Annotated in this window: 14 protein-coding genes; 10 read left to right on the top strand and 4 right to left on the bottom strand. The window is 42.6% G+C overall.

Translation table 11 applies throughout. The features are described 5' to 3' along the window. Window positions 1-2 precede the first annotated feature (2 nt). Window positions 3-1043 carry an RNA 3'-terminal phosphate cyclase gene (rtcA, locus tag JF50_RS16590; RefSeq protein ID WP_039610521.1) on the top strand — a complete coding sequence of 347 codons (1041 nt, stop codon included), beginning with the start codon at window positions 3-5 and terminating at the stop codon, window positions 1041-1043. Between the two features lie 2 nt (window positions 1044-1045). Then, complete coding sequence (locus JF50_RS16585) at window positions 1046-1849, top strand: nucleotidyltransferase domain-containing protein (protein WP_052262376.1); 804 nt, start codon at window positions 1046-1048, stop codon at window positions 1847-1849. A gap of 31 nt (window positions 1850-1880) precedes the next feature. Here the strand turns inward: JF50_RS16585 and JF50_RS16580 are convergent, their stop codons facing one another. After that, window positions 1881-2768 (bottom strand): LysR family transcriptional regulator, encoded by an 888-nt coding sequence (locus tag JF50_RS16580; protein WP_039610520.1) that lies wholly within the window; start codon window positions 2766-2768, stop codon window positions 1881-1883. A 92-nt stretch (window positions 2769-2860) separates the two neighbouring features. On the opposite strand from JF50_RS16580, the gene JF50_RS16575 reads away from it, so the two are divergent. The 5 genes from JF50_RS16575 to JF50_RS16555 all read left to right on the top strand — a co-directional run bounded on the left by JF50_RS16575 (window position 2861) and on the right by JF50_RS16555 (window position 6275). Continuing rightward, window positions 2861-3361: a lactoylglutathione lyase family protein gene (locus tag JF50_RS16575; protein ID WP_039610519.1), complete on the top strand. Its 501-nt coding sequence runs from the start codon at window positions 2861-2863 to the stop codon at window positions 3359-3361. A 249-nt stretch (window positions 3362-3610) separates the two neighbouring features. Then, the gene (locus JF50_RS26235) at window positions 3611-4282 is read left to right on the top strand and encodes an alpha/beta hydrolase (RefSeq protein ID WP_052262375.1); all 672 of its coding nucleotides are present in this window, start codon (window positions 3611-3613) and stop codon (window positions 4280-4282) included. Between the two features lie 202 nt (window positions 4283-4484). Further along, window positions 4485-5210, top strand: a complete 726-nt coding sequence (locus JF50_RS16565) for a sterol desaturase family protein (protein ID WP_039610518.1) — start codon at window positions 4485-4487, stop codon at window positions 5208-5210. Window positions 5211-5334: 124 nt separating this feature from the next. Further along, complete coding sequence (locus JF50_RS16560) at window positions 5335-5694, top strand: ribonuclease E inhibitor RraB (RefSeq protein ID WP_039610517.1); 360 nt, start codon at window positions 5335-5337, stop codon at window positions 5692-5694. A 176-nt stretch (window positions 5695-5870) separates the two neighbouring features. Beyond that, window positions 5871-6275: a GNAT family N-acetyltransferase gene (locus JF50_RS16555; RefSeq protein WP_039610516.1), complete on the top strand. Its 405-nt coding sequence runs from the start codon at window positions 5871-5873 to the stop codon at window positions 6273-6275. A gap of 99 nt (window positions 6276-6374) precedes the next feature. Here JF50_RS16555 and JF50_RS16550 read toward each other — a convergent pair whose 3' ends face one another. Beyond that, window positions 6375-7439 (bottom strand): NAD(P)/FAD-dependent oxidoreductase, encoded by a 1065-nt coding sequence (locus tag JF50_RS16550; RefSeq protein WP_039610515.1) that lies wholly within the window; start codon window positions 7437-7439, stop codon window positions 6375-6377. 108 nt (window positions 7440-7547) lie between these two features. Here JF50_RS16550 and JF50_RS16545 point away from each other — a divergent pair, with 108 nt between their 5' ends. Next, window positions 7548-8405, top strand: a complete 858-nt coding sequence (locus tag JF50_RS16545) for a LysR family transcriptional regulator (protein ID WP_039610514.1) — start codon at window positions 7548-7550, stop codon at window positions 8403-8405. 10 nt (window positions 8406-8415) lie between these two features. On the opposite strand, the gene JF50_RS16540 is transcribed toward JF50_RS16545, so the two are convergent. After that, window positions 8416-8778 (bottom strand): MerR family transcriptional regulator, encoded by a 363-nt coding sequence (locus JF50_RS16540; protein ID WP_039610513.1) that lies wholly within the window; start codon window positions 8776-8778, stop codon window positions 8416-8418. Between the two features lie 78 nt (window positions 8779-8856). Here JF50_RS16540 and JF50_RS16535 point away from each other — a divergent pair, with 78 nt between their 5' ends. Further along, the gene (locus tag JF50_RS16535) at window positions 8857-9672 is read left to right on the top strand and encodes an aminotransferase class IV family protein (RefSeq protein WP_039610512.1); all 816 of its coding nucleotides are present in this window, start codon (window positions 8857-8859) and stop codon (window positions 9670-9672) included. 94 nt (window positions 9673-9766) lie between these two features. Here the strand turns inward: JF50_RS16535 and JF50_RS16530 are convergent, their stop codons facing one another. Continuing rightward, window positions 9767-10276: a GNAT family N-acetyltransferase gene (locus tag JF50_RS16530; RefSeq protein ID WP_039610511.1), complete on the bottom strand. Its 510-nt coding sequence runs from the start codon at window positions 10274-10276 to the stop codon at window positions 9767-9769. Window positions 10277-10762: 486 nt separating this feature from the next. On the opposite strand from JF50_RS16530, the gene JF50_RS16525 reads away from it, so the two are divergent. Beyond that, a complete protein-coding gene (locus JF50_RS16525) occupies window positions 10763-13546 on the top strand; it encodes a methyl-accepting chemotaxis protein (RefSeq protein WP_052262374.1) in 2784 nt (927 codons plus the stop codon). Window positions 13547-13617: the final 71 nt, after the last annotated feature.

Here is a 13617-nt window from a genome sequence, read left to right as displayed (position 1 = left end):
GAATGAACAAAAAAACAATAATAATTGATGGCTCTAAAGGCGAGGGCGGCGGACAAATTTTAAGAACCGCATTAAGCTTATCTATGCTGTTAAATCAGCCCATAGAAATTCAAAATATTCGTGCAGGTAGGAAAAAACCGGGACTGATGCGACAGCACTTAACGTGTGTGCTCGCGGCACAGCAAATCTGTGATGCGATTGTTGAAGGCGCAGAGTTAGGCTCACAGCACATTAAATTTACGCCTGCTACTACCAAGCCCGGGGAATATGAATTTAAAATAGGCACCGCCGGTAGCACAGTACTGGTTTGCCAAACTGTTTTATTGCCTCTTGCGCTCGCAGGGAAAGCATCTACAGTCATCCTACACGGTGGAACACACAACGGTATGTCGCCATCATTAACCTTTTTTGAGCAGTCATTTTTACCTGCGCTCAAATCTATGGGGCTAGACTGCAAAATTAACACTCACAAGTTAGGCTTTTTCCCTGCAGGAGGAGGGAGCTGGCAAATTGACATCACTCCAATCGAAGGCTTATCTGCGTGTATGTTCGAAAAGCCGGGCGCAGAACTTGAACAGCAACAAAGTCACTGCGGCGCTTTATCCATCGTTGCTGGGGTTAAGCATTCGGTGGCGAAACGAGAGATAGAAGAAGCAAAACAACTATTAGGGTGGCATGCGCCAAAAACAGAGGTACTCGAGGCAAAAGCGTATGGGCAAGGCAATAGCTTTCATCTGAGTGTCGGAAATAAAAAGCAAATAGCCATGTTCGAGCAAATGGGTGAGCTTGGCCTGCGCGCAGAGCAAGTCGCTAGACGCACAGTCAAGTCACTCAAACACTACCTAAAGTCGGGGGCTGCGGTAGAAGAACATTTGGCTGATCAGCTTTTGTTACCCATGGCATTGGCAGGCAGAGGTAGTTTTACCACCAATGAGCTCAGTAGCCATACTGCCACCAACATTGATGTAATAGAACAACTCAGCGGAGTTTGTATCAAGACGCAACAGCTCAGCGACACGCTTTGGAAAGTGTATTTGGATTAGTTATGACTGAAAAAAGAAATAAAATCGCACCAGAAATCCATGATGAAATCATGGAGCGCATCAAAAACGCAGAGCGCGAGTACAATGTAAAGGTCCTTTACGCCATTGAATCGGGCAGTCGTGCATGGGGGTTTGAGTCTCCAAATAGCGACTTTGATGTACGCTTTATCTATGTTCACAAGCAAGACTGGTACTTGTCGGTGATGCTAGAAGATAAACGAGATGTTATTGAATACCCCATAATTGATGACATCGACATCAATGGCTGGGAGCTTCGTAAAGCACTTAAACTGCTGCACGCATCAAACCCTGCTATCGGAGAGTGGCTGCAGTCCTCTATTGTGTATGTCAATTGCGATCACTTTAAGCATCAAGCCATGTCTCTATTTAAAACGCACTATAGAGTTGACCGTGGTATTTACCACTATTTTAACATGGCAAAAAACAATTATCGTGCGCATTTAAAGGCCGATTTGGTATCGCATAAGAAGTACCTCTACGTGTTGCGTGCACTATGCGCGGTAAAATGGATAGAGCGCTTTCATTGTCCACCCCCTATCGAGTTTGAAACCTTGGCAAGTGAGGTGATTGATGACTCCATATTACTCGATAAGATTTGCTCACTCGTCACTGAGAAAAAGCGCACAACAGAGAAAACACTGGGCCCAAAGATCCCCGAACTGAACGCATTTATTGAAGCGCAACTGAGTCAATTTAAAGGCAGTAAAAAAGCACCGCCACTAGAACAAAATAGAGTCGTTGAGCTAGACAGCTTCTTCCAAAAAATGCTGCGCAGTATAAATTAAACGTAAAGGAAGTTGGGGGTACTTCTATGCATCACCCATTTGCGCTGCTCCCCAAACACCCTTTAATCTCATTAATCAGAACACTGACACGTTGTGGCTGCGCTGTATTTCGATGTGTACCTAGATAGACAGTCTCATAAACAGGATGTATTAAAGGGTGAGCCGCAATAAGCTCAGGCTGCGCAAAGGCAGCGACAGCATGGGCAGGCAATACCGTAAACCCAAAACCTCGTGCGACAGGTTCTAGAATTAACCCTATTTGATTTGAAAAGCCTTGATTTTTTAGTAAGTCACTGTGCTGGAACTCAGGAAAATTTGCGCCAAGTAATAACTCTGCATGATGACTGCCATCGGGGTGGTTGATATAGCCCAACGTACTGAGCGACTGCCAATCAGGTGAGCCCAAGTTTCTTGGCGTCACAAGTAATAATTGCTCCTGAGCAATGGCTTCACAGTGCACGTTGGCATCACTGGACTTTTTACTCATCAAGCCAATATCGGCATGTTTACTAGCAATGGCCTCTTCGATTTCACGATTAGGAGCAAACCGATAATCAATCGTGAGGTCGCGATAGCGCTGCTGTAAATTGAGTAAACTCGGATACAACTTTAATCCCACACTACCAGGTGACATCACTCGCACTTTGCCTTTGTAAGCTGGATCTTCCCCGATGAGCTTTTCCAACGAAGATACCCCATGAAGTATATCTTGCCCATGCACATATAACTTTTCACCGGCTTCTGAAAGTGAAAATTGCTTTCCTTCGCGCAACAGCAGAGTTTTATCCAACTGTTGCTCTAGCTTGTTAATATGTTGGCTCACGCCTGATTGTGTCATGTGAAGTTGCTGTGCGGTGCGCGTGAAGTGACCAATTTCAACCAAGGTGCAAAAAGTACGTAGCCAGATTAGATTAATCATTACATTTTGTACTCAAATTAATAATTATTGATAATTTTACTTAATGAACTTTGATTTGTAACCTGCTCACATCACAGTGAGGAGCACATTTTATGAACAAGGTTTATCCAAGAAATTTTTCCCATATTGGTATCTCAGTACCAGATCTTGAAAAGGCCGTTGAGTTTTATACCCAAGTACTGGGTTGGTATTTAATCATGAAACCCACAGAGATCACTGAAGACAACAGTGCCATTGGCCAAATGTGCACCGATGTATTTGGTGCAAATTGGGACAGCTTTAAAATTGCGCATTTATCAACGGGTGACAGAATTGGCGTAGAGTTATTTCAATTCAAAAACCAAACTAACCCAGATGACAACTTTGAGTATTGGAAAACCGGTATCTTTCATTTTTGTGTACAAGACCCTAATGTAGAAGAGCTTGCCGAGCGCATTGTCGCAGCGGGTGGCAAAAAGCGCATGGCAGCACCTAGGTACTACTATCCCGGTGAAAAGCCATATCGCATGATTTATATGGAAGACCCATTTGGCAATATCCTAGAAATTTATAGCCACAGTTATGAGTTGATATACAGTGACGGAGCTTATTAATCTCACGTTTCAAATCACTTAGTCACACTCATCAAATTGCATGACTTGAGTATAATAGGGGTGTAAAGCCCCTTTACTACTGAATAACGATAACAATATCAACAATCTCACCCTTTCAAACCATTTAAATACCTGCTTTTCACTCGTAATCTTGATTAACATTTGCTTTATTGATAATTTTTGTTGAACACATAGCAAAGCCTATTTAATCGAAGGAGAGACTACATTAGACTCATACTACTGCCAGGTATGGATGGTACAGGGGTACTTTTCACGCCTTTATTAGAACATATCCAGAAAAGCCTTCCTTTTGAAATTGTGCCGCTATCAACCTTTAGCGCTGATTGCCCTAAGCAACAAGCAAAAGAACTGGCACAGCGATTAAACTCCCAAGAAGTTATCATCTTCGCGGAATCATATTCAGGGCTCATTGCCTATGAACTATGTCAGTTAAAAGGCCTGAATATCAAGCATATTATTTTTGCGGCAAGCTTTTTAGAGCGGCCATCAGTGCTGAGTAAATTTGCTCACTTACTGCCAATCTCATTGATACAAAAGCGCCTTATTCCCGATGCAATGTTAAGCTATGTCCTGTTCGGTGGTCATAAGAGTAAAGAGCTGGTGGACTTGTTTTATCAGTCATTGCAACATACCTCTATCAAAACACGTAAGCGGCGCTTAAAACGCATTCAACACGCTCAGAAACCGACGCAACCTATTATGCTGCCAGTCACTTATATCAAGGCTAATAGAGATTACTTGGTAAGCCCAAAAGTACTTGGCTGTTTTAAACACCTTTGTATGGATTTCAATATCATCCATATTAATGGAGGCCACTTTATCGCACAAAGTAATCCAACAGCATGTTGGGCGGTATTGCATACCATCATGAGCCAAATACTAGACTCAACGCAGATTTAAAGCGCTCAATTAAACTGCCATTGAATAGATAAGAGAAGAAAATCTGCAATCAAAACTACGGTGCGATAATAATGTCGATATTTGATTAGCATAATAAGCCTCAATATCGCTTAGAATTTAGTTATCAATGTGAGGGAATCCTGCTATTCGCAGTCTAACAGTTTTCACTTAAAAAAATATTAAAATAAAAGGCGAAGTGACAATGGAGCTTATAACACTACTCATCATCACTGTGACATTTATAGGTGTTTTTACCCTAGAAGTCATTGCACCCGCATCTAAAAATAACTGCGATCGTCGCTGGCTGATCCTGGCATCTGGTCTTAGTTTCTTTCAATCCATGTGTGCAATCGGTGCAGGGCTGATATTCACCGACCTCTTTAACCACATTTCCATATTGAACTTAGAGTCAAACAGTATACTCATCCAAGGTATGATCGGGTTTATATTAACCAGCTTCGTTGCATATTGGTGGCATAGGGCGATGCATAAATTCGATTTTTTATGGCGTACTTTTCATCAACTACATCATAGCCCTCGCCGTATAGAATCACTCTCTGCCTTTTACTTACATCCCTTTGACAGTGTTGCCGCGACCTTACTCAACGCCATGTGTTGTTACCTTATCTTAGGATTGAGTGCATACGGCACCAGCGTCAGCTTAATCATCGCCGCTGTTTATAATATTTATATCCATGCAGATTTAAAAACGCCTTACTGGGTAGGCTTTATTATTCAACGACCCGAAATGCACAGGGTCCATCACAAAAACATGCATCACAAACAAAATTACGGACTTGCCCTGTGGGATTTGCTATTTGGCACATTTTCAAACCCCAAAGGTTATGTGCGTGAGGTCGGCTTTGATGAAGTCAGAGAGAAACGCGTATATGACATGCTGAAAACCAAAGATGTATATAAATCTTAATTATTTTAAAGTCTTACTCATTATTTCGGCCTTAATATTTACGATAAATCGCCAAAAACACTAAATTTATCGATTTGTCATACGACCTATATAAATAGAGCGATAAGTAGGAAAGTACATATTTATGACAGATACACACACGTGGCCAGCAGATGCCGATGGAGCAGTACTCAAAGTACTAGACGAAAGAGGCTTTGATTTTGGCTCCACACACACGATTGAGTTTTATCTGGAATTTAAGACTTGGCCACTGAGCGAGCACCAGCAAAATGAAATATCTGAGAAATTACACGGTGCAGATTTTATAGAGTCAGATCCAGAAGACATTGAGCTTGGTGATGCACCGGGTTATGTCTTATTTACAACACAAAATAAAGTCACCCATGAGTTTGTCGGCCAAGAGCAAGTCAGACTAAGTGAATTAGTTGCGCATTTAGATGGCACTTGTAACTCATGGGCCGTATGTAGCCCATGTGGCGGATAACTCCTTATACAGACAGCTCACTAACATAACCCAATATATCAATGTTAGTGAGTGACATGATAATTTGCCGCTCTGAACGCTTTTTCAAAAGTCTTATTACCTATCCTGTACTTGGTTTACATCAAAAAATCGTGCACTCTACTGATTAAAATAAAAACAAATGTGTATCAGAGATCATGCAATATAAAAAAGACAATTATCTCATTAGTGATTCAAGAGAAGACATTCAACTCGATCAGGTTAAGTCATTACTGAGAAACTCCTATTGGGCCAGCAAACGCGACTTAGCAACCATCAAAACCTCAATAAAAAACAGTGAATGCTTTTCGCTCTTTTATCACGAGCACCAAGTAGGCTTTGCAAGAGTAGTCACTGATTTTGCAACAGTTGCCTACATCGCCGATCTGATCATTCACCCGGATCATAGATCTCAAGGGCTCGGAGTTTGGCTTACAGAGACGATCGTCAATGATCCGCGTTGGTGCACTAAATTTAAATTCCTCGTCACTGATGATGCGCATAGCCTATACGAAAAGTTTGGATTTTCTGGCAGCCCGAAGCTGCTAAGCACTCAGGTGTAAATTTTACTAACTCAACCATCAGGGCGATACACTTATCAGTTTAAGCCCCAACCTTAAATTGATAGATGAATATTTATAACGAGCCCGCAATCCCACAAATTACAGTGTGAACGTTTTATAGGTTTTAGTAATAAATAAGTCTTTTTGTTTGATATTAACGAGGTGTTTGCAGGTTGAAGTAAATAACGGCGTTTGCACTATGCCCGTTTTTTGCCCCGTGGGAACTAACGCCATAAACGAATTACGTTTATATGCTTTCACTGACTTACCTTGACGCTTTCGCACTATCCTTTTAGCCAAATATTTCCCCTGCTCTACAGCCAAATATCCCAGTTTGGCCTCGCCTACATCGGCAATATCACCCAGTGCATAAAAGTTATTTTGGCCCACAACTTGAAGTGTGTCATTCACCACAATCAAACCCTTATTATTCAGTATATGAGAGTAGTTTTGTTGCAAAAATGCGTTGTTCGGTTTGGTACCTGTGGCACATAACACCATATCAGGCTTTAACATATCCGTTGAACGCTTGTCTTGGTAACCCTGAGTTTTGGTACATGGCTGATAATCACTATTTAACTTGACTTGAACGCCTAGCTCTTCCAACTGTTGATGTGCTTTGCGCTGCGCTTTTTGATTAAAGCCAGAAAGTAGTGCTTTGTCTTTGTGAGCTAAGGTAACTACTTTATCTTTGAAGGTATAAGCAATTTCACCGGCCAGCTCTACGCCAACGACACCGCCGCCAATGATTAATATCTCTGAGGCTTTTTTGAGCTGCGCATAATGCAGTCTAAGCTCAAATTCTCTGTCATTTAAGCTATGTGCATCCATGCTCTTAGCCAATGGCAAAGTCGGATATCTAGACCCACTTGCAATCACAACCTGTTCAAATTCAATACGCTCACCGTTTTCCAACAGTACAGTATGCTCTTGAAGGGTTTTCACAGCACTTTTAACAAACTGACCAGCTAAAATATCTCGATAATATCGACGTGATTGCCCCTGAAATTGGCCCTGTGTTGTGGATTCTCTGAGCACGGCATAAGTCACCTCAAAATAATCTTTTTTGTCTACAAGTGTGGTCTGTACGCCACTTTTCTGTAATTTCTGTGCAGTCGCTACGCCACCAAAACCACCACCAATGATCAGTACTTGCGTTTTCATCTCTCTTACCTCAATTCACTGAATAAGACATAGCATATACCGTTGCAAATTTGTTTTTAATGCGCATTTAAAATACCCTAACGTGCAATTATGCAACAGAGGCTTGTCATGGATAAATGGACAGAGTTTAAAACCGCCTACCGATTAGCGAAGCTAGGGACGCTTAGTGCCGCAGCAACCGATCTGGGTATACACCGCTCAACAGTCATGCGGCAAATAGATAGCTTAGAAGCGCACTTAGGTATCAAGCTCTTTCAACGCAATGACAAAGGATATATTCCAACAGAAGCAGGGCTGGAAGTGATGCGATTGGGGGAGATCACAGACGTACAATTTAATCAGTTTGTCGATAAGACAACAAACCCCGACGCCATGATGAGCGGTGTACTTAAAATCACTTGTGTCAATGAGCTATCCGAGTTGTTATTCCCAGTAATAAACCTATTCCAAACACAATACCCAAACGTAAGATTCGAGATCTTAGGTGATATACGAAAATATGCGTTAGAGTATGGCGAAGCAGATTTAGCCATTCGCATGGGTGAGAAACCACAGACACTTGATAACATCGTGATCCCATTCCAGTGCATCGAGGTGGTTATGTGTGTGCATCAAAAATATGTCGAGCAACATGGTCTGCCAACTAAAGACAATTGGTCACAACATAAATTTATCGCCAATTCCGAACGCGTTGCACATTTGCCTTGGAATGAGTGGATCCACACGCAGGTGGAAACAAGTCATATTGTCACCACCAGCAATACTCATCAAGTACTCGACTATGCACTGCATGCTGGGTGTGGGATCTCTGTTAGTACAAAAGAAGCAGCACAAAACAACCCTATGCTACATATATTACCCATAGGGGATTCATGGCACGTAAACACTTGGATATTGGTACATCGTGACATCATACATATTCCAAAGATACGTAAATTTATCGACCTGCTAAAGCTAGCACGATAAAAAACCCAACTTATACTTTATCAGCTGCTTCAATTTCTTGTATAAACCCACTTAACACGGCTCGATTTTTTGCCAAACGAGCCGCTTTTTCATCAACCTCTCTTAGCTGGCTGTGTAATCGCACTCTTAACTCGTCACATGGCTCAAAAATGGGCCGCTCGCCTCTAATACAAGGTAAAAATTGTAATATGGTACTCAGTGTCATACCTGCTGAACTGAGCAACTTAATGCGCTTTAATGCCAGCACCTCACGCTGGTCATAGTCACGATAACCCGCTGCGGTACGACGTGGTGTTAAAAGCCCTTGCTCTTCGTAATACCGAAGCATGCGCACGCTCACACCGGTTTGTTCAGATAGTTCACCTATTCTCACCTTTACTCCTTGACCTTCACAGCACTGTCAGGGTTTATCGTATTGGCTTCTAAATATGGACTCAATGGAAGTAACACAATGACTAATAATGAATTTTCAGCAAATACCTTTATCAATGGTGAGTATCAACCCAACTCAGCACTAAACCCTTTAGCATTTTCTGGCTTTGCGCACTTCAGTGCGATGCAAGTCAGGGAAGGAAAAGTGAGAGGAATAGACTTACACTTAACGCGTCTACGTAAAGCGTCGCAAAAGTTATTTAATAACGCGCTCTCAGATCAGCAGATACGCACATACATCAGAGACGCAATTAGAGAAAGTCCATTAGATTGCTCACTGACTATCACGCTGTACTCTTCTCACGGTGAATTTACCGCCCAAAGTATGGACACGCTTCCACAAGTACTCGTGCGCACCAGTGCGCCTTCAAACGGCCCCGTAGGACCGTTACACCTCACCGCAATTAAACACCAGCGACCTATGCCTGACATAAAGCATGTAGGAGAAATTGGTAAAACCTTTTATTTACATAGGGCCATTGAAAAAGGGTTTGATGACGCGGTATTTGTTGATGAGCAAACAAGAATAAGTGAGGGGACGATTTGGAATCTCGCCTTTTGGGACGGACATGCCATTATTTGGCCAAAAGCCCCAATGCTTCAAGGGACCATGATGAGCATGTTGCAACGACAACTCACCAAACTTCAGATACCACAGCGCACAGTAGAACTTAAGCTGACCGACCTTGCAATACTCAGCGGCGCGGCGGTGATGAATTCATGGACGCCCGGGGTAAGTGTAAAGGGCATTGACAGTACTGTCTTTACTGACTCAGATACACTGAACGCGCTGTTGCATAACGCATATCAATACGAGCCATTAGAGGAAGTTTAACGTCTGGACGATAGAGAGCACCAAAGAGCACTTGCCTTTTAAGCCAATGCTGTTGATTGTTCTATGGAGTCCTGCAAAAACGACACCAGCTATATTAAAGTTGAAGGGCGTAAACGCACATTTTTCTGGTTGTATCCGAAATATCTAACGTGGTTGGCGCAGTGCTTTGCAATATCGCGCCCACTTTTTCAGCGTTTCGAATGCTGGCTATGTTGTCTTCTAAGCAATGAAACTCAAGTGTTTTAGCACCTTGAGATTTTATCCAAGGGATCAGTTCATTTAAAACGCGCGGAATGACCTTTTGTCCTCGCGCCTTCTCACATAGCCAGTACCCGAGCTCACACTGGCTTGTTACCGGATCTACGTACTTCACACCAAAGACACCACTGAAGCAACCGCTCACATAAATGGCTACCCATTTTGAGCTTGGCTCGCCACTATTCACGCGCTCATCAATATATTGCTGTGCACTGTCATCACAGGTTACTTGCTTCACCCAAGGCAAATTGCGTTCTAAGCTTATCCGGTTGTGCTCTACTGCATTATATAGTTCGGTGCTATGGTGCAGCCCCAGTGACATTAATTGGATACTAGGTAAAGTCATTACTCTACATGCCTCCTTGTAAGCAAATCCGTTCGATGTTTCTTAAATAAGAACATGACTGTACGAATAAAAAACTATGAAGTCAAAGCCGCTATATTCAGTGTAGAGCTAGTTTTGTATTCACAAAGGCAGTATTTGAAAAGAAAGTTACAAAGCGTAACAAGCGCTCACAAGGATTTGCACACTGCGTCGGGATTGCAACACAGGTTTTAGATAGACTTTACTTCGTTGAGTAAACACATATACACCTGCAGTTTGTAGAGACGTTAATTGTAGTTATTTAACATGTTGATTTCCCTGTCTTAAAAGACTTTTAGCGCACCATTGGTGCGCTTTTTTTCTTTGTCTACGTTTCACAGACCCATGCACATGACGCATATAAGCTCCAAAAGAACCGCAAAGCTTATCAATCAGCTTACAAGTGGCACGCAGATAAATTTCTACTATATTTCTGACTAATAACAACATTCATTAATTAGGTGCCCTATGATATTTTCATCAAGGACAGATCGTCAGAAACTACACACCCTCGAAGCCAAACTTAACGTCTTTTTTGAAAACCAATCTATCTTAGAACTGAATGATGAAGGGATAATCACACAAGTAAGCCCACACTTTTTAAGGGAAATAGGCTGCCCGAATGCTGACTTGAAAATGCAACATTACAGCCGCGTCATTAAAACTCAACTCAAGCTCGACAACCATAATCCGGTTGAGTTACAGGTACAATATGAACACGGCACTATCAGCTGGTTCAGAGCCAATATACACACCAGTTTTGATCAGCCTTCACGCACCCATCATTACACGCTAATGCTGACAAATATCACCGAATATAAACATGCTTTGTTTGATCACCTCGGGCAAATCAACGCCATAAATAAATCGCAAGCAGTGATAGAGTTTAATATGGATGGCACCATCCTTCATGCCAACGAGAACTTCCTACAAGCAATGGGATATTCACTTGACGACATCATTGGTCAGCATCACAGCATGTTTGCTGAACCTGCCTATGCACAAAGCGAAGAATATAAAGTGTTCTGGCAACAACTCAATCAGGGACAGTTTAGTACAGGCGAGTATAAAAGACTGGCAAAAGGCGGGAAAGAAATATGGATCCACGCATCATACAACCCTATTTTTAATGCCGACGGTGTACCGTATAAAGTCGTTAAATATGCCAGCGAAATCACCCAAGCTAAACTGCAAGCGGCAGACTATCAGGGTCAGCTTGAAGCAATCAGTAAATCTCAAGCAGTGATAGAGTTTAATATGGATGGCACCATCATAAATGCCAACGACAACTTTTTGTCCGCCATGGGTTATACCCTAGATGAAATTAAAGGCCAGCACCACAGCATGTTTGCAGATGCTGAGTATGCAGCCAGCGCCGAATATGCGGCATTTTGGGCTGATTTAAACGCGGGTCACTACTCTGCTGGAGAATATGCACGCAAAGGGAAAAACGGTAAAGAAATTTGGATCCAAGCTTCTTACAACCCTATATTAGATCTCAATGGTAAACCGTTTAAAGTCGTCAAGTATGCAGCCGACATCACAGAACAAAAACGCCAAGCAGCGAATTACGAAGGGCAATTGCAGGCCATCGGAAAATCACAAGCGGTAATCGAATTTAATATGGACGGCACCATTATTACTGCCAATGACAACTTTCTAAAAGCAATGGGATATACGCTGGATGAAATAAAAGGACGCCATCACAGTATGTTTGCAGAGCAAGACTATGCCAAAAGCCAGTCCTACCATCAATTTTGGCAGCAATTGAATCAGGGGCAGTTTGATTCTGGAGAGTATCAAAGACTTGGTAAAAACGGCAAAAAGATTTGGATCCAAGCCACCTATAACCCGATATTTGATGCCAATGGTAGGCCTTTCAAGGTGGTTAAATTTGCCACAGATATTACCGTTCAAAAAATACAGAGTGCTGACTTTGCCGGCCAGCTCGCCGCTATCCATAAGTCCCAAGCAGTCATAGAGTTCAATCTTGATGGCACTATCATCGACGCCAACGAGAACTTTTTAACGACAACCGGTTATACGTTGTCGGAAATAAAAGGCAAGCACCACAAAATGTTCGCTGAAGCTGATTACGCTAATAGTCATGCTTATCAACAGTTTTGGCAGCAGCTAAGGCAGGGTCAGTTCGACAGCGGAGAATACAAACGCATAGCCAAAAATGGCAAGGAAATTTGGATCCAAGCTTCCTACAACCCCATTTTTGACGCCGAAGGCAATCCATTTAAAGTCGTCAAGTATGCCTCCGATATCACCGCAAGAAAGCATGCTATTTCAAGCATCAAACGCGCTATTATGGCGCTCTCAGACGGAGAACTCACTCATACGATTGATGAAGACTTAGGCGCAGAATTTAATATCTTAAAAGATGCCATGAATAGCCTCATGGATAACCTAAGTCGTATGGTCAAAGAGATCACTGACGCTTCTAGCCATGTCTACCAAGGAGCGCAAAGCATCGCCAATGGTAACGAGGAGCTCAATAAACGCACCGAAAATCAAGGGGCGAGCATTGAGGAAACAGCAGCGACCATGGAAGAGTTAACGGTCACGGTGCAACAAAATGCAAAAAGTGCTAAAGATGTCTCCGATCATGCAGATGAGGTTATGAAAAAAGCACAACAAGGGGGCGAGACGGTCGCGAATGCGGTTGCAGCTATGAATGAAATAGAGACATGCAGCAATCGAATTTCAGACATCATTGGTGTGATTGATGAAATTGCTTTTCAGACCAACTTATTGGCACTCAATGCCTCTGTAGAAGCGGCAAGAGCTGGAGAAGCTGGCAGAGGGTTTGCAGTTGTAGCCAGTGAAGTTAGAAACCTAGCGCAGCGCAGTGCCTCTGCGGCAAAAGAAATAAAAGGGTTGATTCAAGACAGCTCTCAGGCCGTTTCTAAAGGAAGCGAGCTTGTCTCTGCATCGGGTGATACCTTTAATCAGCTCATTCACGTGGTAAAAGAGGTGAATGTGATGATCACAGAAATCACTTCCGCCAGCCAAGAACAATCCGAAGGTGTCGCAGCAGTGTCTTCAACCATTGCTCAAATGGACAATGAAACGCAAAATAACATGCACTTAGTTGAACAATCGAGCCATGCCAGTCAAGTAATGAAGCAGCAAGCACAGCATCTGCTGCAACAAGTCGCCAGCTTTAAAACTCAGTCCCAATCTAACCAAGAGCTATTACCAGCCCCACAATCGCGAAGCATGTTAAGGCTCAATGCAGGATAGCCACACCACCTAATGCACTAAATAAGTCGCAGCTTGGCATTTAACCAAGCTGTGATAATACATAATTGATC

Source organism: Pseudoalteromonas luteoviolacea, from assembly GCF_000814765.1.
GTDB lineage: Bacteria > Pseudomonadota > Gammaproteobacteria > Enterobacterales > Alteromonadaceae > Pseudoalteromonas > Pseudoalteromonas luteoviolacea_H.
Note: the sequence above shows the minus strand (reverse complement) of the source record. Positions and strands in the feature narration are given on the sequence as shown.